The organism is Priestia sp. 40 (assembly GCF_049368575.1).
Taxonomy (GTDB): domain Bacteria; phylum Bacillota; class Bacilli; order Bacillales; family Bacillaceae_H; genus Priestia; species Priestia zanthoxyli.
Genome location: NZ_JBMPZA010000017.1, coordinates 159,958 through 185,245 on the forward strand (window position 1 = coordinate 159,958; position 25,288 = coordinate 185,245).

Sequence of the window (25,288 nt, forward strand, 5' to 3'; positions counted from 1 at the left end):
TACGGAAATCATTCTCTTACAATGCGTTGAAAGGTAGGAGTTTTTATGTCAGATAATTATCGCTCTCGTGAAGAACGACGAAGAGCTATGAATGACAACAAACCAGAAGGTAAATCTCAAGGAAAACCGAAAAAGAAGAAAAAAGGAGGCCTATTTCGTAAAATTGTCGCCGCAGTTTTACTAATAGGAATCATCGGGCTCATTGCCGGAGTGGGAACTTTTTTTGCTATGATAAGCGATGCTCCAAAAGTTGATGACTCGGTATTAAAAAACTCTTTTTCATCTAAAGTATATGCAAACGATGGAAAGACAGTTGTAAAAGAAATTGGAGCTCAAAAACGTACATATGTGCAATACGATGAAATCCCTCAAGTCGTCAAAAACGCATTTATCGCTACGGAAGACGTTCGTTTTTATAAACATCACGGCGTCGACTTTTACCGTATTGGCGGAGCATTAATGGCGAACTTTAAAAACGGCTTCGGTGCTGAGGGCGGTAGTACGATTACTCAGCAAGTGGTAAAGAATTCATTCTTATCACCAAAGAAGACGGTTAAACGTAAAGTACAAGAAATGTGGTTAGCTTACCAGCTTGAGCGCAAATATTCGAAGCAACAAATTCTTGAAATGTATTTAAACAAAATATATTTCGCATCAGGTGAAGTATACGGTATTGAACGAGCAGCTGAGAAATTTTACGGAGTTAAAAGCGTAAAAGATTTAACTCTTGATGAAGCTGCTATGTTGGCAGGCTTACCAAAAGCGCCAACTACTTATAACCCAGTTACAAACCCAGAGAATGCTACTAAACGCCGTAACACAGTATTAAACTTAATGGCTAAAAACGGCTTCATTACACAAGCCGAGGCCGATAAAGCAAAACAAGTAGATGTACAGGCTCACTTAGCTAAACAAACTGAATCAACATCTAAGTACGATGTATTTATTGATCAAGTAATCGAAGAAGTAAAAAAGAAAACAGACGCGGATCCATTTTCTGCGGGCTTAGAAATTTATACAACGCTTGACACTAATGCTCAGGACTATGTGGATGATGTGATGAATAACAAAGTAGTCAACTTCCCGAACGATAAATTCCAAGCAGGTCTTGTCGTTGTAGACAACGAAACAGGCGGTATTCAAGCAATTGGAGGCGGACGTAATCGTGTGTCAGGCGGCTTAAACTTTGCAACAAATATGAGACGCCAGCCCGGCTCAACAATTAAGCCGATCTTAGATTACGGCCCAGCGATTGAGAACTTAAAGTGGTCCACTGGACAACCGATAAAAGATGAAGAATATCATTATTCAAACGGCACGCCAATCCGAAATTTTGGACGCAATTATAAAGGGTGGGTTTCAGCGCGTGAAGCTTTAGGACGCTCACTGAACATCCCTGCTTTAAAAGCGTTTCAAGCAACCGGGGCAGACAAAGCAAAAGAGTTTGCTACGGGCCTTGGGCTAAAATTAGACGAAGAAGACGGCGAAGCTTATTCTGAATCTTATTCTATCGGAGGCTTCCGTACGGGTGTTACACCTCTACAAATGGCTGGAGCCTATAGTGCTTTTGCAAATGAAGGTATGTACAATGCACCTCATACAGTGACGAAGGTAAAATTCCCAGATGGAACAGAAATTGATTTAACGCCAAAATCAAAACGCGCAATGCAAGATTACACGGCATTTATGATGACGGACATGATGAAATCTGTTGTAAACGAATCTTATGGTACAGCTCGTGCCGTTCGTACACCAGGACTAGAAATTGCGGGTAAAACAGGAACTTCGAACTTTAGTGCTGCAGAAAAGCAACGATACAATATTCCAGACGCTGGTGAAAAAGACGTTTGGTTTAATGGGTTTACGCCAAACTATACGATTTCCGTATGGACAGGCTATGAAACTGCTAAAGACGGCTATATTTTAAGTGCTAATGAAACAGGCATGGCAAAAAATATCTTTAAGCATGTTATTACTCATATTTCTGAAGGCAAACCTAAAGGAAGTTTCAAGCAGCCGGACAGCGTAGTTGAACGTTCCGTGGAAAAACCAACGAGCAAAGACTTAAAACGCCCAAGCGGCTCTACTCCTTCGAGCTTAATTACGAAAGAATACTTTGTACGCGGTACTGCACCGACAAAAGTATCTCAAACGTTTGTGAAGAAAGAAAAAGAAAAAGAAGAAAAGAAAGAAGATAAAAAAGAGGACAAAAAAGACAATAAAAAAGATGTGAAGCCAAAAATTACTGCTTCGTATAGCGGAGGAGCAATTTCAGTTAACTGGTCAGCGTCAAATGCAGCCAGTGATACAACCTTTACAGTCACAATGTCATCTCCTAGCGGTTCTGAACAACTCGCATCTGGCGCAGGAGCCGGTGGAAAAACAATTTCCAGCCCAGCACCAGGCGCAACGTATAGTTTCACCGTAACAACAAATACGGGCCAAAGCGCTAGTTCTTCTGTAAAAGTCCCTGATTCATCAGATCAAGCTACCGAAGATGATTCTACTAAGCCTGAAGATGACGGAACAACGGACGATAATCAAAATGAAGACAATAGCAACAATGATCAAAACAACGGCTCTGATCAAGGTGACGATTCATCTACTCAGCCGGATGATAACCAAAACAGCAATAATGGTAACAATAACGGCGGCAACAATAGCGGCAATACCGATAATAACAATAATGATAGCGGTAATGCTAACAATGGTAATAACGGCAACAACAATAATAACGGAGGCACAACAACTCCTCCAGCAGACAACGGTGGAAATGACTCAGGAAGTCAAACACCATCAACACCTGCTACACCATCGACGCCGTCAACACCTGCTACACCACAGCAAGAGCCAACAACTGAAAATTAACGTAGCAGTAAAAAGCCCCTACACGTGTAGGGGCTTTATTTCTTGTGAAGAATAAGCATTTTTGCATACTGCTTACGCAGCTCATTAAATAATTCTGTCAGCTGAATATACGCTTGATAAGAAGAAACTCGCTGCAGCAAAAACAGAAGCCTCTCAGCACAGTTAATAGGCTTATAGGTTAAGTCTGCTATGTCTTCTTGCAGCCGATTTAAACGCCGAACGGGCTGTCCATTAATCCAAAACAGTAAACTAATATACATAGCAGCAGCTTGTTTCATACAAGGCGCTGCTTCTTTTGCTTTTCGCTGAGAAAAAAGCGTATACAGTTCTTCTCTTTGAGTTTCCCACTTTTCAAAAAATGGCCGTATGTTCTTTTGAACATCCCTCCAAGGTGTTTTCGTTTCTTTATGTACATCGTATAAAATATCATAAGCAAAATAATTTCTTCCATTTTTTTCATCCACTTCAAGAACCCGATCTTCTTTTGAATAGAATGGTTCGCATATGAAATGTGACGGCACTTCAATCGATAACATCTGTCTTCTTCTCTTTTCCTTTCATTCGTTTCTTTCCTTCTCGGCACAGATCAAGAAGCGGGCAGACATGACATTGAGGAGACTGTGCTTTACAGTGATAGCGTCCAAAAAAGATAAGTCGATGATGCGTAACAGACCATTCATCTTTCGGAATTTTTCTCATCAGCGTTTTTTCCACTTCCAAAACGGAATCTTTCCACCTGCAAATCCCAAGGCGTTTACTTACACGTTCTACATGCGTATCTACTGCTATTGACGGTACTCCAAAAGCTACGGATACAACAACATTAGCCGTCTTACGCCCTACTCCTGGAAGATTGGTCAGCTCATCACGATCTCTTGGAACTTCTCCTCCGTATTCATCAATGAGCATACGGCAGAGCTTTTGAATATTTTTAGCTTTATTTCTATATAAGCCGATTGATCTAATATCTTGCTGCAGCTCTTCTAACGAAACGGCTAAATAGTCTTCAGGCGTTTGATATTTCTTGAATAAATCCGCTGTTACGCGGTTGACTAAAGCATCTGTGCACTGAGCAGATAGCGCTACAGCAATGACTAAATCAAAGGGATTCCGATGATTTAACTCACAGTGAGCGTCAGGAAACATTTCCGCCATAGCATCTAGGCACTGTCTGATTTGTTTTAACGTTAACATACTAGTTCTCCTTCTTCTTACAGGTAGTTCCCTCCTATTTTACAATAGGGTTCCTGTTAAATGCTACTTTTGTCCATATTCTTTTAAAAAAGCTGCTTTAAGATTCAATTACTTGAATCTTGAAGCAGCTTTTTATTCTGTCATTGCTCTAGCCAGTTAAAAAAAGGAATGGCTGATGTAGACTGAGAAGGGTTAACAGAAGATAGTTTTTTGGGCTGTTGATTTTGACGAAATTTTTGGCTGTGCTTGCGGGCTTGATCAATGGTCCGAATACCATTTTTCTTCCATTCAAATAAAATACGATCAATATACCGGAAGTTTAATTTTCCAGACATCACCGACTCTCTTAGTGCCGCTTTAATAATAATGGGATCATGATGATCTTGATCAATCCACATCGCTAGCGTTTCGCATTCAAACGGAGACAATGCTCTGCCGAACTCTTTTTCAAACATTGTATATAAATTAAGCTCTTCTTGTTCTTCTTCGCTTTTTTCTACTTCTCTTGTTTCTTGCATCATATGATGAATAAGCTTTTCCCAAAGCGGTTTTAATGAATAACGTTCACAAATAAGGGCGTTTTGCTGTTGATCTTGCTCAATAGATAAAAAGCCGCGCTGAATTAATGCTCGCAGCGTATCCATACAGACAGCACTTGAAATACTCATTTTTGCCGCCAATTCGTTAGGTGTCGGGAAACCTTCACCGCCTTCAATGGAAACATAAATATGCATTAACGTCATGAATTCCGTTTCGTTCATTCCCAAATCGCTATAGTGATTAAACAGCAGCTTCGGAATTGAAACTGTGCCTTGTTCAAACCATTCAATTAACGTTTCTTTTTTCATATCCGAACACCTCAGTAGTTAGTATATCATGAAGTTTATAGTCAAAGTAATAATTATTCGAAGCTAAAAAAGCTTCTATGTAAAACTTTCCGCTGAAACCGTACCATTGCTCTGCACATATAAAATATATACGAACGATGACTTCCTTCCAAGAATATTACACTAACTTATTTTTCCGAGAATTGCAACTCCCTTTTAAGTTAGACTCTTTTCTATGTTTGCCTTTGTTTCCTTATGATATAAGTAAAAGCCTCTTTTTTCTTTTCTTTTTATGATTTATAAAAAAGCTAAAAAAGTATCCTGACTACAAGAGTCAGAATACTTTTTTCACTTCCTTACGGATATAAACGGTTTAATAAGCGTGGGAATGGAATCGTTTCACGAACGTGTTCTACGCCGCTAATCCATGCTACCGTACGCTCAAGGCCTAAACCAAATCCTGAATGTGGAACTGAGCCATACTTACGAAGCTCTAAATACCACTTATACGTTTCAGTATCTAATTTGTGCTCTTCTACACGCTGAGCTAAAAGCTCTTGATCATGAATACGTTCAGAGCCTCCAATGATTTCTCCGTAGCCTTCTGGTGCAATTAAGTCTGCACATAATACTACGTCTTCATTTGTTGGATCTGGCTGCATATAAAACGGTTTTAATGACGTCGGATAGTGCGTAATGAATACCGGCTTGTCATAGCTTTCTGCGATAGCCGTTTCATGAGGTGCTCCAAAGTCATCTCCCCACTGAATGTCTGTAAATCCTTTTTCATGTAAGAATTTAAGAGCATCATCGTACGAAATACGAGGGAATGGCGCTTTAATTTGTTCTAACTTAGATGTATCACGACCTAGTACATTTAACTCTAACTTACAGTTTGCTAAAACAGACTGTACAACATGAGATACGTATTCTTCCTGTACTTTCAAGTTATCTTCGAATTGGTAGAAAGCCATTTCTGGTTCAATCATCCAAAACTCAATTAAATGACGACGTGTTTTAGATTTTTCAGCGCGGAACGTTGGACCGAATGAAAATACTTTTCCAAGCGCCATTGCTGCTGCTTCCATATAAAGCTGTCCACTTTGAGAAAGGTATGCATCTTCGTCAAAATATTTCGTGTGGAATAATTCTGTTGTTCCTTCAGGAGCACTTCCTGTTAGGATTGGAGGATCTACTTTTGTAAACCCGTTTTCGTTAAAGAATTCATACGTTGCACGAATAATTTCGTTACGAACCTTCATAACAGCATGTTGACGTTTAGAACGCAGCCATAAATGACGGTTATCCATTAAGAACTCTGTTCCATGTTCTTTTGGCGTAATTGGATAATCAACAGCTTCATGAATAACTTCAAGGCTTGTAACTGTTAACTCATAGCCAAACGGTGAGCGCTCATCTTCACGTACCACACCTGTTACATATAGTGATGATTCTTGCGTCATAGATTTAGCTAATTTAAAAGTTTCTTCTTCTACTTCAGCTTTTACAACTACCCCTTGCATGAATCCTGATCCATCGCGCAGCTGTAAAAAGGCAATTTTACCACTTGAACGTTTATTCGCTAACCAAGCACCAATTGTTACTTCTTTTCCTACATGCTTGCTTGCTTCTGAAATCGTAATTTTCACGATTAATATCCCTCCAAAAAACTTACATTTCGTAATTATGTATGCCATCCTATTATACATTTCGACAAACATAATAACAAGTAACAAACAAAAAGAGCCTTCTAACACGTGTGATTTGTGCTAAAAGGCTCTTTTGTTTTTAAATATAATCTTTTTATTTTATATGACGAGTCATGAATGATTGAATTCGTTCCAATGCCTTTTCTAGCAGATCTAGTGATGTAGCATAAGAAAGACGTACGTTTTCAGGTGAACCGAATCCTGATCCAGGAACTAGGGCTACCTTCTCTTCTTCTAAAATAGCTTCTACCCAAGCATCAACTGTATCAAAGCCAGTTAATTTTGCAGCTTCAATTGCATTAGGGAATAAGTAGAAAGCACCCTGTGGTTTTAAGCATGAGAACCCTGGAATGTTAATCAGTTTTTCATGAATCACGTTTAGACGCTCTTCAAAAGCTTGTCGCATCATTTCCACCGGCTCCTGAGTGCCGTTGTAAGCAGCAATTGTTGCATATTGAGCAATAGATGTTGGATTTGACGTGCTGTGACTCGCTAGGTTTGTCATCGCTTTAATAACTGTAGCATCACCAGCTGCATATCCAATGCGCCAGCCCGTCATGGAATGTGACTTAGAAACACCGTTAATGATAATTGTTTTTTCTTTTAACGCTGGTGAAAGCTGTGCAATCGATACATGTTCATTTTGACCATATACAAGCTTTTCATAAATTTCATCTGATACGATAAAAATATCGTGCTTCAAGCAAACTTCTCCTAAAGCTTGAAGCTCTTCTCTTGTGTAAATCATACCTGTTGGGTTGCTTGGTGAATTGATAATAACAGCTTTGGTTTTAGCAGTAATAGCCGCTTCTAATTGTTCAGGTGTGATTTTAAATTCGTTATTTTCAGAACCTTCAACGAATACTGGTGTACCTTCTGCTAACTTTACTTGCTCAGGATAACTTACCCAGTAAGGAGTTGGGATAATCACTTCGTCACCTTCGTCTAACAGAACTTGAAATAACGTATACAGTGCGTGCTTAGCACCTGTACAAACAATAATTTCAGAAGGTGAATACGTCAGGCCTTGGTCGCGTTTGAATTTTTCAATTACCGCTTCTTTTAATGGTGCAAGGCCGCCTGCTGGCGTATATTTTGTCTGACCATCATTCATTGCTGTGACAGCCGCTTCTAAAATGTGCTGCGGCGTATTAAAATCAGGTTCCCCTGCTCCAAGTCCAATCACATCATGACCAGCCGCTTTCAATTCTTTCGCTTTTGCTGTAATCGCTAATGTTGATGATGGCGTTAATGCTGATACACGTTTTGCTAACTTCACTAAAATCTCCCCCTATGAACTAAAGCTATAATCAGCCCGGGGGCTGATTATAGATAAAAAATTGGCTTCATTTTCATAAAGCGCTAAAATCTTATATTATGACACATATGACATTTCATATGGTATAAACGATTTACGATTGAGATAAGCTGTATCGTTTTATAAATTCACCGCTAGAGAAATCAAGATAATAGTATGTTAAATGTTTCTTATCTTTATCCACATATGTTACTTCCCACAGCGGCTTTTTATTTTCAATGCCTAGGCGCACCGACTTAATTTCCTGCGGGTTTTTATCATTTTTCACAATGGAAATGGCTTTTTCTTTTGTGATCCCGCTGCTTGCTTTCTTTAAAACTGCTGTTTGTTTTTTGCTTTTAGGCATCCAAGCAATTACCTTTTGATTGCTTCGGTTTGTACCTTCTACTACATAAAATGCATGATTGCCGAAATATGGCTGGGTGCTTGTGACAGATTTCAAATTAAATTCTTTTTTTGCTTGGGATGCTGCTTTTTCCTCGGCAGACTGCACATCCTTCACGGACGAGTGATAAATGCTAAAAGAAATGCCCCCGATAATTAAAAGCACAGCAGCTACCGCTACAATAATTAACTTTTTCATAAAATCCCTACTTATGTACGATAAATTGTAAATACAGCTTTGCTTTGATCTTCTTCGTCTAACGCTAATCCGAACATCAAATCTTGCTTTTTCAACGTGCGATTCAAACTATCAACAATTTTATATAAATCCGAGGAATTTTCCACGCGGACAGTTGATAATACTTCAATCCTACTTTCCATTGTAAACCTCCTAGCTCGTCTATCACGACGCAAAAATGACGATATCCGTATTATAACAGGTATCAAAAACCATCGTCATCTTTTTCACTCATCGATCCCGTCCGTACGTTTTGCGTAAAAACCGAATAAATAAGTAAACATATATAATATTATAAGGAATTTACCTCTTTTTGCAAAAGGAAATTTGTTTATTTTACAGAAAATTTCATCACATCATAGGATTTTAGTGACATTTTAATAGAGTAAGCGCTCCCTTCTTTTACGTCATATAATTCAATCCATTCAGCTGTTAAATTTGAAAGCAGTCGAGGGGAATAGGAACGGCCTGGTTTCGTAAACGCAACGGCAAGCTGTGTATCTAATTGCTTCAAAAATGTATTCGAAAAAAACGTTCCCTCTCCAAAATTAGGAATTTTCAATACATCTACATGGGTAAGAGGAATGCGTAAAAATTTTTCTTCTATTTCATCTGAGCTGCTCATTGCATATAGAATCCGATGTTCTCCAATCGTAAATAATAGATCCATAGCCGCTGTTTTTTGCTTCGATGCATGCAAGACATCAACGTGTATATTATCTGTTAACTGAAATAAATCATTTTCTTTCCACTTCTCTGTTTGAAATTTCGCCTGGTACTGAGCCGGGACAATAATGCGCTCTATATGATAATCATTCACAGCTCGCTGAACATTTGAATCATAGTACTTTTGCTGTTTTGTAATCACTAATTGGTTGATTTTTTTCACTTTATATCGCTTCAACCACTTCTTTAGCTCGGGATAGGAAGATGCATTCCCGGTATTTATCAAAATGTTCTCACCGCTTCCGTCTTGAATCAGACTCGCTTCTCCAGCTGAAAGAGGTAGAAAGGTGATCACTACTTCATCAGCTTGCAAACCAAAATCTACGTTTTTAATGACGGCTGCTGAAGCCGAACAGTTCATAAAACTAAAAAACAGTACAGCACTTATCAATATTTTAATCATACACTGTCCTCATTTGCTTATCGTAGTATATTACTATCGTCTCTCAAGTGAAGAAACAGTATGCATAAAAAAAAGACTTAAGCGTATGCTCAAGTCTTTTCATTCCACCATTCTTTGTAGTCCAGTAAGATATTCGAAAACGTTTTTTGAACAACCTGGACTTTTGGAAGTGAGTGAAGGAAATGATATCCATATGCTGTTCGCGTAATACGGTTATCAAAAATAAATATAGCTCCTCGGTCACTTTTTGAACGAATTAACCGCCCAAACCCTTGTTTAAAACGGATAACGGCCTGAGGAAGTGAATAATTCATAAAAGGACTTTTCCCTTCTTTTTTCATCTGCTCAAATTTAGCTGTCAACAGAGGTTGATTAGGAGATGAAAAAGGAAGTCTCACAATTACGAGACATGATAATAAATCTCCTGGCAGATCAATTCCTTCCCACAGGCTGTTTGTACCTAAAAGGATGGAATGCTCAAACTGGCTGAAGTCTTTTAACAGTCTATTACGATTTCTAGTTGTGACTCCTTGGCCGAGCAGTACAAACTCTTCAAGATCGTTTAACTCTTTTAAATAACCATACGTAGCTTTCAACATGTCATATGAAGTAAAAAGCACCAGCATACGACCATTTGTTACTTTAGCTACGTCAAGAATACTTTCTGCCATCATAGCGCTATACTCATATAATGATACTTCGTTAACAGCAGGCATATCTTGAGGAATATAGACTCTAGCTTGCTTCTCATAATCAAACTCGGAAGGGAGAATGAGTTGAGCAGGCTGAAAGTCATATAACCCTAGCTCTTGAATTAAATAATCAAATGTTCCATTCACCGTCAATGTAGCCGATGTTAAAATAACACTTTGTTTCTTGGCGAAAAATTCATCAGCCAGCGTATCGGCAATGGAAGTAGGCTGACTATAGATATACGTAGCATTCGCTGCTCCTTTTGGTTCAATCTCAAACCACGTTACGTGATGACTCTGCTGTTTGAACAAAAGCTTTTCTATTTGCTGAGATATGTGCTCAAATCCTTTAACAGCCGTTTGAAATTCATGAAGAGACGACTGTTCATTTTTTGTGACTTTGTCATATAGTTCGTCAAAGGAATGTCTTGCCCCATCATTCCATGTAAAAAGATCGTGAATTAAAAAACGAATGCGCGAAGCTGCTTCTTGAATAGCCGTCCAGTAATGCCCATGCTCTTTTTCCACTTTATATCGATAGCTGCTTCTTCCAATCTCGCCCTGCTGATTGCCGATTCTTTTTTGGACAAAAGAATGAATCAAACGAAATAAGTCATCGCACTCAGAATGAAGCTGCACAAACAGGTCTTGAAGAAATTCAGTGTTAAGCTCGATGCTATATTTCACAAACGTATGATGAACTTTTTTTAACAGCCCTTTATCTTGAATAGTTCCGATTCGGTTTAATAGCGCATGAACCGCAAAATAATCTAACCGCTCTCCCAGCTCTTCTCCGGCAATGTCTTCTAAGTGATGAGCCTCGTCAATAATAATCTGTTCATACTCAGGCAGCAGCTCATGATTACTCATCACATCCATCAACAGCAAGCGATGATTTGTCACTACTATATGGGCATTTTGCGCTCTGTTCTGCGCTCGTTCATAAAAAGAATAAAGTTTCCAAGGATGCTTAAAGTCACTTGGAGACGGATTGCTTTCATTTAGCTGTTCCCAAAAAAGTTTGCCGCCAGAAGGCAGGTTTATTTCATCGCTGTCGCCCGTTTCCGTTTCCGTCAGCCAAATAAGCAGCTTCGCTTTTGTGAGGATCGCATCGTAATTATTATTTCGCTCTTTTAAGAGCTGAATAAATTTTCTTATACTAATGTAGTGTTCTCTTCCTTTTAAAACAGCTGCTGTAACAGGAAACGGAACAATCTTTTCTAGAATGGGCACATCTTTTTCAATGATTTGCTGCTGAAGCGTTACCGTGTTAGTTGATATAATGACTGGTTGATGATGAACAGAAGCATAAAACACGGCAGGAACTAAATAAGCGTAGGTTTTACCAATACCAGTCCCGGCTTCAATTAAAGCATGCTCATTACCTGCAAAGCACTCTTGTACAAAGTTCATCATCTCCCACTGACCTTTTCGTTCTTCAAACAATGGCAGAGCCTGATGGAATAGCTTTTGCTTTTCAGTTTCAAATATTTCGTACGTATGAGAGTGCTGCTTTTCATTAGCTGAATGCGGCTGATATTTGTTTAGCGCAATGCCATGTATAAATTCATAAGAATCATCCTCGGCATAACTTTTATCATCTATAACTTGTTGAATCAGTTCTCCAATTTCACTTTTAAAGTGCAAGCTTAGCGCATACAGCTGCTTTAAGGTTGTTAGAGGTAGCTTTTTTAATTTTTCAATTAGTAACAGTAAAATACGTGCCGTTACTTCTGCATCACTATCTGCTTGATGAGGGTTCTCATGTTCAATATGTAAATACTCAGCTAATTGGCTAAGTTTGTACCCATCAACTGTAGGCAGCAGAATCCGGGCCAGTTCGACGGTATCTACGGTTGAATTATAAAGCGTCTCCCTTCCGCACTGATAGAGTTCTTCTTGTAAAAAAGTTAAATCAAATGCCACATTATGTGCAACAAAATAAGCATCATCTAGCAATTCTATAATTTTAGGTGAAATTTCTTCAAATAAAGGCGCATCTTTCACCATATCATTTTGAATGTTAGTTAGTTGTGTAATAAAAGGCGGAATATCCATACCCGGATTTAAAAAACTAGAAAAACGTTCAACAATTTTGCCGTCTTCTACTATGACAGCAGCAAATTGAATCATTTTATCTCCTTGTTTTGGAGAATGTCCCGTCGTTTCAAGATCTACCACAACAAAGCGTTTATTCACGGTCAACACCTCGCAAGTCTGTCTTTTTATAGTATAAAGTGAAAGCCTGCTCTATATGCTTTAAAAGCGCAACTCCTTCTCGTGAAAAACAGAGAGGCTTTCATACATAGAAGTTTTACTTTAGTGTGTATAGAGGTTTATACCGTTCACTTACTAGCGTATGTATTCAAATAAAAATCCCCCTCATAAAGGGGGACTGTTCTTATAGAATTGTACCAGCTGGTTCTTGTTTAAGCAATTGTTGGATTTTATTCTGCTCATTCATAATCGCTACGGTTGGATGATGGTGAGCTACTTCTTCATTTGCTACGAGCGCATAAGAGATAATGATGATGATATCTCCAGGCTGCACGAGTCTTGCAGCAGCCCCATTTAAACAAACTACACCGCTCCCGCGTTCGCCGGGAATCACGTACGTTTCCAAGCGAGCTCCGTTATTATTGTTTACAATTTGGACTTTTTCATTTGCTGCGATTCCCACTGCGTCAATGATATCTTGATCAATGGTGATGCTCCCAACATAATTTAAGTTGGCTTCAGTTACATGTGCTCTGTGTATTTTGGCATTCATCATCGTGCGAAACATTTAGTTATCCCCCTGTACGTCTACAATTACATTATCAATTAAACGGGCTTTAGAGAATTGAACAGCTAAAGCAATAATGATTTTGCCAGCGGCTTGCTTAATCGTTTTTAGCTCTGGATACGTATAAACATCGATATAATCCACTTTACCGCTCGTATGTTGCTCAATTTCTTTTCGAATGGTCTGTTTAAGGATTTCTACATGCTTCTCTCCGCTTTCAAGAAGCTGCAGAGCGGTTTGTAAACTCTTAAATAAAACAGGTGCCTCTTCTCTTTCTTTATCTGTTAAATATACGTTACGAGAACTTTTAGCTAATCCGTCTGCTTCTCTCACCGTGTCTACTGCTCTAAGCTCCACGGGGAAATTAAAGTCTTCAATTAAGCCATCTACTACAGCAACTTGCTGCGCATCTTTTTTACCAAAGTATGCACGATCTGGGGTTACAATGTGAAAAAGCTTTGTTAGTACCGTGGCTACTCCATCAAAATGACCGAGGCGCTTCTGTCCACACAATACGTCTACACGATCTGTCACGGTTATAGCAACTGAACGGCTTGACTTATACATTTCCTCTACTGAAGGATAAAATAAATAGTCGACGTTAGCTTCTTTTGCCACGCGCTCGTCGCGTTCAAAATCTCTTGGATACGTATCAAAATCTTCATTTGGTCCAAATTGAGTCGGGTTCACAAAAATACTTAGCACCACTACTTCATTTTCTGTGCGAGCTGCTCCAAGCAAAGTAGCGTGGCCTTCATGCAAATAGCCCATCGTCGGGACAAATCCAATTGAATGTCCAAGCTGCTTTTCTTTTTTCATCTCCTGCTGCATGTCTTTAATTGTTGTAATGACTTTCATCTTATTTCCCTCCGTACAGTGCCGTTAACTGCTCTTCTTTCATTGAAAAAGTATGTGCTTCTTTCGGAAACTCTCTTTTTTTCACTTCACTTACATACTGTGAAAGCCCTTGTGAAATAGGCTCATTTATTTTCGCAAATGACTGAACAAATTTGGGCACACGCTCTACACCGTACGTTAATACATCGTGGTATACAAGTACTTGACCATCCGTGTCAGCTCCTGCTCCGATTCCGATTGTAGGAATGCTTAAGCGTTCAGCTACTTGTTTTGCTACTTGTTTAGGAACACACTCTAATACAACAGCAATAGCTCCCGCCTGCTCACACTTGATCGCGTCTTGGATTAGCTGTTTTGCTTCTTTCGCTTCTTTCCCTTGCACTTTATAACCGCCCAGAACACCGACAGACTGAGGTGTTAACCCGAGATGTGCAACAACCGGAATACCAGCTTGCGTCAATTCTGAAATTGTATAGAGAACATCGTTTGCTCCTTCTACTTTTAAAGCATGAGCTCCGCTTTCCTGCATAATGCGAGCAGCATTTCTCATCGTGTCTTCTTTCGACACGTGATAGGACATAAATGGCATGTCGGTGACGATAAATGTATCAGCAGCTCCTCTTTTAACCGCTTTTGTATGATGAATCATATCATCTACCGTTACAGGAATCGTAGAGTCATATCCTAAAACGACCATTCCTAGAGAATCGCCTACTAAAATCATGTCTACGCCTGCTTCCTCAGCGTACTTAGCTGACGGATAATCGTACGCAGTCAGCATCACAATTGGTTCATTGTTTTGTTTCATACGTAAAAAATCTAATTTTGTTTTCACTAACTTTCTCCTCCTTCTCAGAGGAGATGAGCGCACGTCTGCACACAAAAAGCCCTTCTACCTATAAAAGGAAGAAGGACTTTGACAGACTTCATCTATAAAAAGCACACTTTACCTAATGTGCTTACCTACGCGTCATCCCTCTGTCCTAGTCCTTAATGGATCAAGGCAGATTTATTGTCGTATTAAAAATAAACAAACGAGTATCAAGTGAAGTTCTTGCGATACTACCTTGATACTCGTATTATAATAAAAATTTCTTTATTTTTCTACTATTTTTTAGCAGAGAGCTCAATATCTGCAGAATGGATTCGGTGTATAACTCCTTCATCATCTTCAATCAATAAAACGCCTTCATCTGTTATACCTTTTGCAAAGCCTTCAATGTTGGCTGTCATCGTGCGCGCTATAATTCGCTTGCCAATACTGATTGCATAAGTTTCCCAAAGAACTTTAATTAAACCAAAGCCATTTTTTAAGTATTCTTCATAAAGGGTTTCTAACTTTAAGAAAAACGCTTGCATCAAAGCTGCACGATTAATTTCTTCACCTTTTTCAATACGTAAAGATGTGGCAATGTGTTTGATTTGTTCATTAAAATCCGTTTCCTGCTGATTCACATTGATGCCGATCCCAATGATGACCGAATGAATCCGGTCAAAATCTGCCTGCATTTCTGTTAAAATCCCAACTAGCTTCTTCCCGTTTAATAAAACATCATTAGGCCATTTAATGTCTGGAGAAAGGTTCGTCACTTCTTGAATGGCCTGTACGACAGCCACTGCTGATAGTAGAGTCAGCTGAGGAGCCTGCTGCGGAGGGATAGAAGGACGCAGTATAATACTCATCCAGGCACCAGTATATTTTGGGGAATACCACGCTCTATCAAGTCTTCCTCTCCCTGCCGTTTGCTCTTCAGCAACTACGACCGTTCCTTCTTTAGCTCCTTCTTGAGCAATTCGATGAGCAATTTTTTGAGTAGAATGCACGCTTTCCTCATAATGAATATACTGACCGATTTTTGTTGTTTGGAGCCCTAATAAAAGCTCGTTGCTGCTTACTTTGTTTGGCTTCCCAACAATGCGATAGCCTTTTTTACGAACAGCTTCAAGTTCATAGCCGTCTTTTCGCAGTTCTTCGATATGCTTCCATACAGCTGTTCTTGAACAGCCTAATAAATCGCTGATCTTTTGGCCGGACACATAGTCCCCATCTGCGTTCGTAAACATTTCAAGCAGCGTTCTTCTTATATCTGACTGCAAGACTGCACCCACTTTCTTATTGAAGATTTCGTGTTCCTTAACTCATTGTATAGAACTTTCTCCTCAATTTCTTTTAACAGTTGAGACACCCATGGACCACCTTTTTTACCTGTCCAAACTAAAAGATCTTGACCATTTATATCTAAATCTTTTAAAGAATGAATAGGCAGCTCGCTATAGATGTAAAGAAGCTCATGTTCATTCATATACTCATTGCTTCGAAGAAGTTGTAGAATACGATTCACACTTACGCTGGCCTGCTCTCCAATTGTATACATGATGCGTTTTGACCATCCATTTTCCAAAACGTCTCGAAGACCAATAGACTGAAGCTGAATATCTTTAATTTGCTTATTAGATAATTTCCAGCTTTTAAAAAATGCCTGCTTGTCTTGAATGTCGAGTAGATGTACCAGAAGTGTCCATGACTCCGATACTCTCTGAAGCATCATCCAATCGTGTGCACAAACAGATCGGAATTTTTGCGGATCTACATTCAATTGGGGCAAGTAGCGATACAGCTCCGTATCTGCTACAAGTGCTAATGCTAAAGACGGACGCTTTCCGCTCAGCATTTTTTCGAATTCAACTGTAATGCGTTCAATAGAAACATGCCTCAGCAGTTCACCGTATTGCTGAATGGCTCTTTTAGTTTGATCAGAAAGCGAAAACGCCAGCTGACTGACAAAGCGAACGGCTCTCATCATACGAAGAGCATCTTCATGAAAGCGTTCTTTAGCATTTCCGACAGTACGAATTAACTGGTTTCGTAAATCTTCTCTTCCATTAAATGGATCAATGATTTCTCCTTTTGCATTCATAGCCATTGCATTAATTGTAAAATCGCGACGCTGCAAATCTTCTATCAGAGACGAAATAAACGTAACGGACGAGGGACGACGAAAATCATCATATTCTCCCTCAGAGCGAAAAGTGGTTACCTCATAGGTCTCGTTCTCATGGACAACGACAACCGTACCATGCTCGATTCCTACATGAATCGTCTTAGGAAAGAGTTCCATCACTTGTTCAGGCCTAGCTGACGTAGCAATATCAATATCTCCAATCGTCCGATTTAAAATGAGATCCCGGACCGCTCCTCCAACAAAATACGCTTCGTAACCGGCTGTCTCCAGTTTTTCAATAATATAAAGCGGATGAATGAACGGTTCTTTCATAACTTCCTCCATTCTTCAACCCTGTACCAATTTATAATAAAGTTTTTCATATTGACTCACAATCTCTGTTGAATGAAATTTATGATTAACTGCGCTTAGAGACGCTTCCCTCATTTGGTGATGCAGCTGTTCATTTTCAAGTAGCTGAATTGCTTTGCTCGCTGCCTCTTCGACGTCTCCCACTTCGCAGATATATCCTGTTTTTTCGTGTTCAATTACTTCAGGAATTCCGCCTATATTTGTTCCGATGCATGGAACACCACAAGCCATAGCTTCTAAAAGTACAAGCCCAAAGCTTTCTTTTTCAGATAATAACAGTTTTAAATCGCTAATCGAATATAATTCTGCTACATTTTCTTGTTTCCCAAGAAATAATACAGAATCTTGAAGATTTAGCTCTCTTACTAATTGAGACACAACCGTCATTTCAGGGCCGTCTCCTACAAGCAGCAGCTTAGACTGAAGCTTTTTATTAATAATAGCAAATGTTTTGACTATATCTGTAACTCGTTTGACTTGACGAAAGTTTGAAATATGAATAACGACTTTTTCATTTTCTAATATGCCATACTCCGCTTTCAAATACTGAACTTCTTTTTTATGATAAACTCGTTCATCAATAAAATTATACATCGTTTCAATTTCTTTATCTGGACTAATTAAATGGTGAGTTTGATCAACAAGTGACTGAGATACAGCCGTCACTGCATCTGATTTCTCAATTCCAAATTTAATTAAATCTTTTAACGATGGATCCTCTCCTAGAACCGTAATATCTGTCCCATGAAGAGTCGTCACAATTTTCACTTCGTGCTCCACCATTTGTTTAGCTAAAATCCCGCAAACGGCATGGGGGATTGCATAGTGCGTATGAATAATATCAAGCTTTTCTCTTTTAGCCACTTCAGCCATTTTACTGGATAAAGCAAGATCATACGGAGGGTATTTAAAGACGGAGTACTGATTTACATCTACTTCGTGAAAATAAATATTTGGATATACTTTCGTCAATCTAAAAGGCATGCTAGAGGAAATAAAATGAATTTCGTGCCCCTTTTCAGCCAGCAGCTTCCCTAGCTCCGTTGCTACCACTCCTGAACCTCCAACGGAAGCATAACATGTAATACCAATTTTTAACTTCATTTATTTTCCACCTACTAAATCGTCGTACATCAAAATCGGTTTTTTAGATAAAAAACCTTCACCGTATGCTACCCCGACTTCTTTGCCAAATAATCGCTCTCTGCTCTCTACCGTTTCAATATATCCGTTTACCAGCGGCGTATCAAACGTATCTGCTGTTTTTATAAATTGACTTTTATAAGCCTCTAGACTAGCTACTTTCTTTTGAAACGCGCTTGATACATCTACGATAAAATCTGGCTTATGAAATCCATTTATCATATAGAAATAAAGGGACTCAGCACGATGAGCTTTTTGCTTCTTACTATCGATGTAATTTTTAACGCCAGCTGAAAACATGGCCTCTTCTACAAGCTTTGCACAATTTCCATGATCAGGATGACGATCTTCAAAATAAGGAGCAAATATAATCCTTGGTTGATACGTGCGAATGACTGATGCAATTTCAGCTATATACTCTGCTTTTAAAACCAAACCTCTGTCTGGCAAATTCAGATGAATTCGCTCATGAACACCTAAGACATCAGCCGCTTTGGACGCTTCTTGTTTTCGAATTTCAACCGTTCCATTTGAAGAGAGTTCAGCTTGCGTCAAATCGCAAATAACTACCTTCAAACCTTGTTCACTCATTCTTGCAATGGTTCCACCCATGCCGATTTCTACATCATCGGCATGAGCACCAAAGGCAAGGATATCTATTGTTTCTTTCATTATCTTCACCCTATTTTTTTATAATTGAACGCCAATGCAAATCGCCTCGTTCAAGTCCATGAATTAAAATCTCTGCTGTTCCCATATTCGTTGCAAGAGGTACCGCATAGACGTCACATAGACGCATCAGAGCTGAAATATCAGGTTCATGAGGCTGAGCTGTTAACGGATCGCGGAAAAAAATAACCATATCCATTTCATTTTGAGCAATTAAAGCTCCTATCTCCTGATCTCCTCCAAGCGGTCCTGATTGAAAGCGGTGAACCTTCAAACCTGTTGCTTCTGAAATACGTGTTCCTGTTGTTCCTGTTGCGAACAGCGAATGTTCCTGTAAAATCGCTTGATAGGCTGTTGTGAATTGTACCATATCATTTTTCTTTTTATCATGTGCAATTAAGGCGATTTTCATTTTTCTCGCTCCTTAGTCAATAATATTTTCTAACCCATATACAAGTGTGTCTACGTTCATAACTGTGTCAACAGCTAGCTTCACACCTGACATAAAAGAAGCACGGTTGTATGAATCATGACGGATTTTTAATGTTTGTCCAAATCCTCCGAACATCACTTCTTGGTGAGCAATCAGTCCTGGCAAACGTACGCTATGTAGGCGGATCCCTTCATAATCTGCACCGCGTGCGCCCTCTAGTAATTCTTTTTCTTCAGGATGTCCTTGTTTTTTTGCTTCACGAACTTCACTGATAAGCTCCGCTGTTTTTAAGCCTGTTCCTGATGGTGCATCTAACTTTTGATCGTGATGCATTTCAATAATCTCAACATCATCAAAGTATTTAGCTGCCATTTGTGAAAACTTCATCATTAAAATAGCGCCAATCGCAAAATTAGGTGCAATGATACAGCCAAGTTCCTTCTCTTCAGCAAGCTGCTTTAATTCTTTTAAATCTTCTTCTGAAAAGCCAGTTGTTCCTACAACAGGTCTTACTCCATAGGTTAGAGCTGTTTTAGTATGAACGCGCCCAATTTCAGGTGTTGTCAAATCAACTAAAACATCTGCCTTAACGTCTTGAAAACATTTTTCAATATCCGTGTAGATTGGCGCTTGTACATTTGGCATTCCTTCAATATCACTTATGTATTTTCCTTCATTGATACGATCTACCGCTGCTACTAATTCAAAATGCTCTGTTTCTTCTATTAATAATACAGCTTCTTTTCCCATACGACCTCTTGGTCCTGCAAGTACAATTCGAATTTTGTCCATTCTTTTTCTCTCCTTAGTCTTCTTTTTTCGTCCAGCGATCTTTGTCACGCGTATTAAATTTATTCATAACGCGATCATGCGCTTCTTGTAAATCAATATTTAATGAATTTGCAAAGCAAATTAATACAAATAAAATGTCGCCCATTTCTTCTTCGACCGTACGTTCTGCTTCAGTCGTTTTCTTCGGCTTTTCACCATAATAGTGGTTAATTTCGCGCGATAATTCGCCCACTTCTTCCGACATTCGCGCAAGCATAGCAAGAGGACTAAAATATCCTTCTTTAAATTGGCTAATATATGCATCAACTTCTTGCTGCATTTGCTCCATCGTTTTTTTTGACATCTTTTTATTTCACCTCTTTTAGAAGTACACTCAGCTTACTATTATAACATCTTTACTTCAAATTATTTAGTGTAATTACTTCTTCTTATCAAGCCTTTGTCAGATGCTCTTTCGCAATATTCCTCACGTTTCCCTTAATTCTCAAAAATCTGTCTATATTTTACGAATTGAGGATACTACTAATACATAGCACTAGAAGAAACATCATCACTTTTTACTATTTTCAAAAATCTTTTCGATAGTTATTTACGAAATGAAATATATTCCTTTATGATAAGGTAGTGCAAAAACGGTCATAGGAGGTTTGTAAGTATGAAAGGTCTCAGATTAAAAAATATTATTTTTATACTGCTTGGTGCTGCCATATTTGCGTTTGGACTTGTTAATTTTAACATGCAAAACAATTTAGCTGAAGGTGGATTCACGGGCATTACCCTGCTTTTATTTTTCTTATTTAACATTGATCCCTCTTATTCTAACTTAGTGTTAAATATTCCTTTGTTTTTTGTAGGGTGGAAACTATTAGGGAGAACAGCCTTTATTTATACCATGCTCGGAGTCGTCAGCTTATCGCTATTTTTATGGATATTCCAGCGCTTCCCGGTGAATATGCCCCTGCGTCATGATATGACTCTAGCAGCTCTTTTTGCCGGTGTTTTTATTGGAGTGGGTCTTGGTATTATTTTCAGGTTTGGAGGAACAACAGGAGGAGTCGATATCATCGCACGTGTTGTTCAAAAATATATCGGGTGGAATATGGGGAAAACGATGTTTCTTTTTGACTTTATTGTGATTAGTGCATCTCTCATTTATTTATCCTATCGAGAAGCTATGTACACACTTGTTGCAGTCTTTGTCGCTGCACGGGTTATTGACTTTATGCAAGACGGCGCGTATGCCGCCAAAGGAGCAACGATCATTTCAAATCATAACGAAGCCATATCGGATAAAATTATGAAAGAAATGGATCGAGGCGTGACGATTTTAAAAGGCCAAGGTTCTTTTTCTAAGCAAGATACCAACGTGCTATACTGCGTAGTTAGTAAAAATGAAATTTTCCGTTTAAAGCAAGTTATTACTTCTGTAGATCCACACGCATTCGTTGCAGTTACGGATGTTCATGATGTCTTAGGCGAAGGATTTACCCTTGATGAAAATAAAAAACCGCTTGAAAGATAAAAAAATACCGCTAATGCGGTATTTTTTTTATTAGTCGTCGTTATTCATTCCTGTATAAATCATGATTAAACGAACCAACTCAAGAACTGCTACTGCTGCGGCTGCTACGTATGTTAAAGCCGCTGCGTTAAGCACTTTGCGCGTCTCGCGCTCTTCGTCATTTCGAATCGCACCGACTGAGACAATTTGCGTCATCGCTCGGCTTGAAGCGTTAAATTCAACAGGCAGTGTTACAACTTGGAATACGACCGCTGCTGCCATGAAGATAATACCTAACAATAGCAACGGCTTAATCGACGCGATAATTCCAATCATAATTAAAATCCAAGAAGCGTTTGATCCAAGGCTTGCCACCGGTACAAGCGAGTGGCGAAGACGTAAAAACGAATAGTTTTCTTTGTCTTGAATCGCGTGTCCCACTTCGTGAGCCGCAACGGCAGCGCCTGCGACAGACGTTCCGTAATAGTTGTCTTCTGATAAACGAATAACTTTTGAGCGAGGATCGTAGTGATCCGATAAAAATCCGCCTACAGGCTCTACGTGAACGTTGTACAAGCCGTTTTCATCCAAAATTTTTCTTGCTACTTCTGCGCCTGTCATTCCTGATGAGTTGCTTACTTTTGAATATTTTTTGTAAGCACTTCTCACCTTAAACTGTGCCCAAATTGGCACAAGGATAATAATGAGAAAATAAATCAAAAAGCTCATTTACCCACACCTTTCATTATGTGTTTGACTACTCTTTTATTTTAGACAATTCTGCGCTTTTACGTCAATCATTACGCCCTCTAGCTGACTTTCTTTTCTGGTCAGCGAAATATTTTCGCGCTCCTACATAAAAAAGTGTAGCAATAATAATACTTCCAGTGGTGATTGTAACCCAAATAAAAGACGGGTCTGTACGATTTTCTTTTACTTGTTCAAAAAAATCTTTTAAGTTTTGTTCCATTTGGTTAAACTGCTCATCGTTAATCTCACTTAGCGTTCCTTCACTTTGTAAAAAGTGAACGTCCGCGCTCACACGCTGTACGTAGGGAGACGACACGTCTACCTGTGCGCTCGGTAAGATCATATCATATTCCTTTAAAAATTGCTTAAGCTGCGCTTCATAAGCCGCTTGTTCTCCTTTTACCGCTTCATTTCGCATCTCTTTAAATGTTGCTAGCATACTGCCTTCGAGTTCAGTCCACATAGGCTGATGCTTGCTGTGCAGCGCATCGACTAATAATCGAAATTGAGTAGCTTTTTGAAGACGTTCTTCATCACTGGAATCAGAAGATAAAAGAGACCTTTCTACCTGTTCATAACAAAGAGTTAAAATACGTATATCTTCGGCCGATACGCCCAAAGAAGCTGTATTGAGACTGGTAAATTCATTCGAAAAATTTCTGAACAAATGTTGGGCTGCTTTATACTCCTTTTGCTCTACAAGCGATAGCGTTTGATCAGATAAGTTATCAAGCTTTTCCCACTGCCCTTCAGCTGCATGTACAGTAGTCGTATATGCAAAGAAAAGTACGAGCAATATTCCTACTATTCTTCCTTTCATTCTCGTCCCTCCTCTAACCTCTACTAAAACTTATGAGAAAGAGGACAAGAGTAGACCTATTTTCAAAAGGAAGTTTTAATCTTACTATTCATTCATCGGAGTGATAAAGTTTTGCGTATAATATTTCTCATATACACCTACACCAAGACGCGTAAACTCTTTATTGAGTAAAGCCTTACGATGTCCCTCACTATTAAGCCACCCTTCAACCGCAGCGATTCCATCCTGATAATTCGAGGCAATATTTTCGCCCGCGATACGGTATACTACATCACCTTTTTGCAGACGGTTGCCTAAATCGCCTTGTGCTGGTGAAACGTGAGAGAAATAGTTTAAGTCGCTCATTTCTTTGCTGTGTAAATAAGCTACTCCGGCAGTGGCTTCGTCCCAAGCTAAAGGCGACAGCTGAAACCGGTCTCGAATTACATTTGTAATATCAATAATTTGCTGCTCTTCTCCTTCTTGGACACTTTTCCATTCCTCCGATGTCAATGACGGAGCTGTGGGAAGCTCGCCGCGGTAAACAATTTCGTACGGACGCTGTTTTAATAGCGTGTCCATGTCCATAATTCGAATACTTGAGATTGTATTAAGGAACTGATCAAAATATAGTTGGACGTATACATCTCCATATTTAATAATGGGACGCATTTTCATATCCTCTTCACTCAGACGAAATCGGTATTCATTTCCGCCTTTTTGAAGCGTGAGTTCGGATGAAAGTGAAACTCTTTTTTCTACTTCCTCTCGCTTCTCACCAATCTCAAAAGGATCTGTATTGGTTTTTGAGCCAATGACGTATACAGATACGACTTGATTATTTTCTACTCCTACCTGCGCATACGTTTGACGATTCTTTTTGTAAATCCACCAGTCATAGCCATATGCAGAAGAATCAATACGATCCGGCTCTCCAAGCATTCCAATTAACTGTTCTGAATGATCTCCAATGAGCCTCATCATATTTTCACTTTGTTTTTCATAAGAAGCCACTTCTTGGGTGGGCTGACTTTTGGAATCCGTTTGGTTTTGCTCAGTATTTTGACCCGTTAGATATTTCTCTAGCTGAGGTAAATAATCCTCCGCGTATACAAATGCCACTATTAATACGAGAATAAAAATAACTTTTTTCAGCTTTTCTTCCTCTCCTTACACCTGTTTTCTTTACCTGTTTAACTTATTTTTATCTCTATTATACATGCATTCAAAAAAAAATAGCTATCGGTATGGAGGAAACAAAAGAAAAAGCCAACTATTTACGAATATACTGCAAACAGTTGGCTTTCGCTTTTTAATGCGTTTGTTGTGAAATGTCTGAGAGCGCTTCTCCTGCACGTTCATTTGCATAGCGAAACGTTGATAAATCACCTAGCGATACAATCCCTACTAACTTTTGATTTTCCACAACGGGAAGACGACGGATTTGATGTTGAGCCATAAGCTTAGAAGCTTCTTCTACAGAGGCTTCCGCTGTAATAGTTATAAGCTCTTCACTCATAACATCCGTTACTTTACTTGAATTCGGCTTCTTTTCTGCAATGCCTTTTATAACTAAGTCTCGATCTGTAATCATTCCTACTAGCTGATCTCTATCAACAATTGGAATTGCTCCTACATTCCATTCCTTCATTTTCACTGCTACTTCATATACGTTATCAAGCGTGGTGCATGTTTCCGTATCAGCTGTCATTACCTCTTGTACAGTTTTCATTGTTTTATCCTCCTTTACATCGTGTGCTCGTTTTATAGTGTGACCAACTTTTTAGTAAACTTTCGCATTTAAAACGTTTAAATAAAAATAGATAACGTTTACATTTTTCCTTATTAGATATTGCAAGTTTTATCCATTCAGCTTATGATTTAA

General features: G+C 39.0%; 25 protein-coding genes. 2 read left to right on the plus strand and 23 right to left on the minus strand.

What is annotated here, in order from left to right; translation table 11 throughout:
- The first annotated feature begins 45 nt into the window (after positions 1 to 45).
- A complete protein-coding gene (locus ACO1DI_RS20550) occupies positions 46 to 2,868 on the plus strand; it encodes a transglycosylase domain-containing protein (protein WP_140450323.1) in 2,823 nt (940 codons plus the stop codon).
- A 35-nt stretch (positions 2,869 to 2,903) separates the two neighbouring features.
- Here the strand turns inward: ACO1DI_RS20550 and ACO1DI_RS20555 are convergent, their stop codons facing one another.
- The 19 genes from ACO1DI_RS20555 to ACO1DI_RS20645 form a co-directional block, all read right to left on the minus strand.
- Complete coding sequence (locus ACO1DI_RS20555; RefSeq protein WP_115653376.1) at positions 2,904 to 3,404, minus strand: YpoC family protein; 501 nt, start codon at positions 3,402 to 3,404, stop codon at positions 2,904 to 2,906.
- Positions 3,391 to 4,062, minus strand: a complete 672-nt coding sequence (nth, locus tag ACO1DI_RS20560) for an endonuclease III (RefSeq protein WP_014460966.1) — start codon at positions 4,060 to 4,062, stop codon at positions 3,391 to 3,393. Before nth ends, ACO1DI_RS20555 begins: the two co-directional genes overlap by 14 nt.
- A 140-nt stretch (positions 4,063 to 4,202) precedes the next feature.
- A complete protein-coding gene (locus tag ACO1DI_RS20565; RefSeq protein ID WP_115653375.1) occupies positions 4,203 to 4,910 on the minus strand; it encodes a DnaD domain-containing protein in 708 nt (235 codons plus the stop codon).
- Positions 4,911 to 5,245: 335 nt separating this feature from the next.
- Positions 5,246 to 6,538, minus strand: a complete 1,293-nt coding sequence (asnS, locus tag ACO1DI_RS20570; RefSeq protein WP_042992237.1) for an asparagine--tRNA ligase — start codon at positions 6,536 to 6,538, stop codon at positions 5,246 to 5,248.
- A 154-nt stretch (positions 6,539 to 6,692) separates the two neighbouring features.
- Positions 6,693 to 7,877, minus strand: coding sequence for a pyridoxal phosphate-dependent aminotransferase (locus tag ACO1DI_RS20575; protein WP_014460969.1), 1,185 nt, complete (start codon positions 7,875 to 7,877; stop codon positions 6,693 to 6,695).
- Between the two features lie 133 nt (positions 7,878 to 8,010).
- Positions 8,011 to 8,499, minus strand: coding sequence for a DUF5590 domain-containing protein (locus ACO1DI_RS20580; protein WP_013056103.1), 489 nt, complete (start codon positions 8,497 to 8,499; stop codon positions 8,011 to 8,013).
- A gap of 11 nt (positions 8,500 to 8,510) precedes the next feature.
- Entirely contained in the window at positions 8,511 to 8,681 is a 171-nt protein-coding gene (locus ACO1DI_RS20585) for a YpmA family protein (protein WP_013056102.1), read from the minus strand.
- A gap of 188 nt (positions 8,682 to 8,869) precedes the next feature.
- On the minus strand, positions 8,870 to 9,667 hold the full coding sequence (locus ACO1DI_RS20590) for a hydrolase (protein ID WP_226701093.1): 798 nt from the start codon (positions 9,665 to 9,667) through the stop codon (positions 8,870 to 8,872).
- Positions 9,668 to 9,756: 89 nt separating this feature from the next.
- Complete coding sequence (dinG, locus tag ACO1DI_RS20595) at positions 9,757 to 12,558, minus strand: ATP-dependent DNA helicase DinG (RefSeq protein WP_014460971.1); 2,802 nt, start codon at positions 12,556 to 12,558, stop codon at positions 9,757 to 9,759.
- A 202-nt stretch (positions 12,559 to 12,760) separates the two neighbouring features.
- Positions 12,761 to 13,144, minus strand: a complete 384-nt coding sequence (panD, locus tag ACO1DI_RS20600; protein ID WP_014460972.1) for an aspartate 1-decarboxylase — start codon at positions 13,142 to 13,144, stop codon at positions 12,761 to 12,763.
- Positions 13,145 to 14,002, minus strand: a complete 858-nt coding sequence (gene panC / locus ACO1DI_RS20605; protein WP_014460973.1) for a pantoate--beta-alanine ligase — start codon at positions 14,000 to 14,002, stop codon at positions 13,145 to 13,147.
- 1 nt (position 14,003) lies between these two features.
- Positions 14,004 to 14,837 carry a 3-methyl-2-oxobutanoate hydroxymethyltransferase gene (gene panB / locus ACO1DI_RS20610; RefSeq protein WP_014460974.1) on the minus strand — a complete coding sequence of 278 codons (834 nt, stop codon included), beginning with the start codon at positions 14,835 to 14,837 and terminating at the stop codon, positions 14,004 to 14,006.
- A gap of 272 nt (positions 14,838 to 15,109) precedes the next feature.
- Positions 15,110 to 16,099 (minus strand): bifunctional biotin--[acetyl-CoA-carboxylase] synthetase/biotin operon repressor, encoded by a 990-nt coding sequence (locus ACO1DI_RS20615; protein WP_013056096.1) that lies wholly within the window; start codon positions 16,097 to 16,099, stop codon positions 15,110 to 15,112.
- The gene (locus ACO1DI_RS20620) at positions 16,084 to 17,277 is read right to left on the minus strand and encodes a CCA tRNA nucleotidyltransferase (protein WP_014460976.1); all 1,194 of its coding nucleotides are present in this window, start codon (positions 17,275 to 17,277) and stop codon (positions 16,084 to 16,086) included. The genes ACO1DI_RS20615 and ACO1DI_RS20620 overlap by 16 nt, the downstream gene beginning before the upstream one ends.
- A gap of 15 nt (positions 17,278 to 17,292) precedes the next feature.
- Positions 17,293 to 18,420 carry an N-acetyl-alpha-D-glucosaminyl L-malate synthase BshA gene (gene bshA, locus ACO1DI_RS20625; protein ID WP_013056094.1) on the minus strand — a complete coding sequence of 376 codons (1,128 nt, stop codon included), beginning with the start codon at positions 18,418 to 18,420 and terminating at the stop codon, positions 17,293 to 17,295.
- Positions 18,421 to 19,131, minus strand: coding sequence for a bacillithiol biosynthesis deacetylase BshB1 (gene bshB1, locus ACO1DI_RS20630; protein ID WP_371905477.1), 711 nt, complete (start codon positions 19,129 to 19,131; stop codon positions 18,421 to 18,423).
- 10 nt (positions 19,132 to 19,141) lie between these two features.
- Positions 19,142 to 19,540: a methylglyoxal synthase gene (gene mgsA / locus ACO1DI_RS20635; RefSeq protein WP_013056092.1), complete on the minus strand. Its 399-nt coding sequence runs from the start codon at positions 19,538 to 19,540 to the stop codon at positions 19,142 to 19,144.
- 12 nt (positions 19,541 to 19,552) lie between these two features.
- Positions 19,553 to 20,353 (minus strand): 4-hydroxy-tetrahydrodipicolinate reductase, encoded by an 801-nt coding sequence (dapB, locus tag ACO1DI_RS20640; protein WP_013056091.1) that lies wholly within the window; start codon positions 20,351 to 20,353, stop codon positions 19,553 to 19,555.
- A gap of 13 nt (positions 20,354 to 20,366) precedes the next feature.
- Entirely contained in the window at positions 20,367 to 20,696 is a 330-nt protein-coding gene (locus ACO1DI_RS20645) for a nucleotide pyrophosphohydrolase (protein WP_013056090.1), read from the minus strand.
- Between the two features lie 312 nt (positions 20,697 to 21,008).
- On the opposite strand from ACO1DI_RS20645, the gene ACO1DI_RS20650 reads away from it, so the two are divergent.
- A complete protein-coding gene (locus ACO1DI_RS20650) occupies positions 21,009 to 21,875 on the plus strand; it encodes a YitT family protein (protein ID WP_013082317.1) in 867 nt (288 codons plus the stop codon).
- A gap of 30 nt (positions 21,876 to 21,905) precedes the next feature.
- On the opposite strand, the gene ACO1DI_RS20655 is transcribed toward ACO1DI_RS20650, so the two are convergent.
- From ACO1DI_RS20655 to ACO1DI_RS20670, 4 genes are all read right to left on the minus strand, one after another.
- Positions 21,906 to 22,583, minus strand: coding sequence for a zinc metallopeptidase (locus ACO1DI_RS20655; protein WP_014460978.1), 678 nt, complete (start codon positions 22,581 to 22,583; stop codon positions 21,906 to 21,908).
- Positions 22,584 to 22,647: 64 nt separating this feature from the next.
- Positions 22,648 to 23,424, minus strand: a complete 777-nt coding sequence (locus ACO1DI_RS20660) for a sporulation protein YpjB (protein WP_116737325.1) — start codon at positions 23,422 to 23,424, stop codon at positions 22,648 to 22,650.
- 84 nt (positions 23,425 to 23,508) lie between these two features.
- A complete protein-coding gene (locus tag ACO1DI_RS20665) occupies positions 23,509 to 24,525 on the minus strand; it encodes a CAP domain-containing protein (protein ID WP_226701090.1) in 1,017 nt (338 codons plus the stop codon).
- Between the two features lie 190 nt (positions 24,526 to 24,715).
- Positions 24,716 to 25,135, minus strand: a complete 420-nt coding sequence (locus ACO1DI_RS20670) for a CBS domain-containing protein (RefSeq protein ID WP_013056085.1) — start codon at positions 25,133 to 25,135, stop codon at positions 24,716 to 24,718.
- Positions 25,136 to 25,288 lie beyond the last annotated feature (153 nt).

Coding starts and splice junctions, on each gene's coding strand:
- ACO1DI_RS20580 (WP_013056103.1), bottom strand. CDS start 8,499: ATGAAAAAGTTAATTATTGTAGCGGTAGCTGCTGTGCTTTTAATTATC.
- ACO1DI_RS20620 (WP_014460976.1), bottom strand. CDS start 17,277: ATGAAAGAACCGTTCATTCATCCGCTTTATATTATTGAAAAACTGGAG.
- ACO1DI_RS20555 (WP_115653376.1), bottom strand. CDS start 3,404: ATGTTATCGATTGAAGTGCCGTCACATTTCATATGCGAACCATTCTAT.
- ACO1DI_RS20670 (WP_013056085.1), bottom strand. CDS start 25,135: ATGAAAACTGTACAAGAGGTAATGACAGCTGATACGGAAACATGCACC.
- ACO1DI_RS20655 (WP_014460978.1), bottom strand. CDS start 22,583: ATGAGCTTTTTGATTTATTTTCTCATTATTATCCTTGTGCCAATTTGG.
- panD (WP_014460972.1), bottom strand. CDS start 13,144: ATGTTTCGCACGATGATGAATGCCAAAATACACAGAGCACATGTAACT.
- ACO1DI_RS20650 (WP_013082317.1), top strand. CDS start 21,009: ATGAAAGGTCTCAGATTAAAAAATATTATTTTTATACTGCTTGGTGCT.
- bshA (WP_013056094.1), bottom strand. CDS start 18,420: ATGAAGTTAAAAATTGGTATTACATGTTATGCTTCCGTTGGAGGTTCA.
- ACO1DI_RS20660 (WP_116737325.1), bottom strand. CDS start 23,424: ATGAAAGGAAGAATAGTAGGAATATTGCTCGTACTTTTCTTTGCATAT.
- ACO1DI_RS20550 (WP_140450323.1), top strand. CDS start 46: ATGTCAGATAATTATCGCTCTCGTGAAGAACGACGAAGAGCTATGAAT.
- ACO1DI_RS20565 (WP_115653375.1), bottom strand. CDS start 4,910: ATGAAAAAAGAAACGTTAATTGAATGGTTTGAACAAGGCACAGTTTCA.
- panC (WP_014460973.1), bottom strand. CDS start 14,002: ATGAAAGTCATTACAACAATTAAAGACATGCAGCAGGAGATGAAAAAA.
- ACO1DI_RS20585 (WP_013056102.1), bottom strand. CDS start 8,681: ATGGAAAGTAGGATTGAAGTATTATCAACTGTCCGCGTGGAAAATTCC.
- nth (WP_014460966.1), bottom strand. CDS start 4,062: ATGTTAACGTTAAAACAAATCAGACAGTGCCTAGATGCTATGGCGGAA.
- mgsA (WP_013056092.1), bottom strand. CDS start 19,540: ATGAAAATCGCCTTAATTGCACATGATAAAAAGAAAAATGATATGGTA.
- ACO1DI_RS20590 (WP_226701093.1), bottom strand. CDS start 9,667: ATGATTAAAATATTGATAAGTGCTGTACTGTTTTTTAGTTTTATGAAC.
- dapB (WP_013056091.1), bottom strand. CDS start 20,353: ATGGACAAAATTCGAATTGTACTTGCAGGACCAAGAGGTCGTATGGGA.
- ACO1DI_RS20645 (WP_013056090.1), bottom strand. CDS start 20,696: ATGTCAAAAAAAACGATGGAGCAAATGCAGCAAGAAGTTGATGCATAT.
- bshB1 (WP_371905477.1), bottom strand. CDS start 19,131: ATGAAAGAAACAATAGATATCCTTGCCTTTGGTGCTCATGCCGATGAT.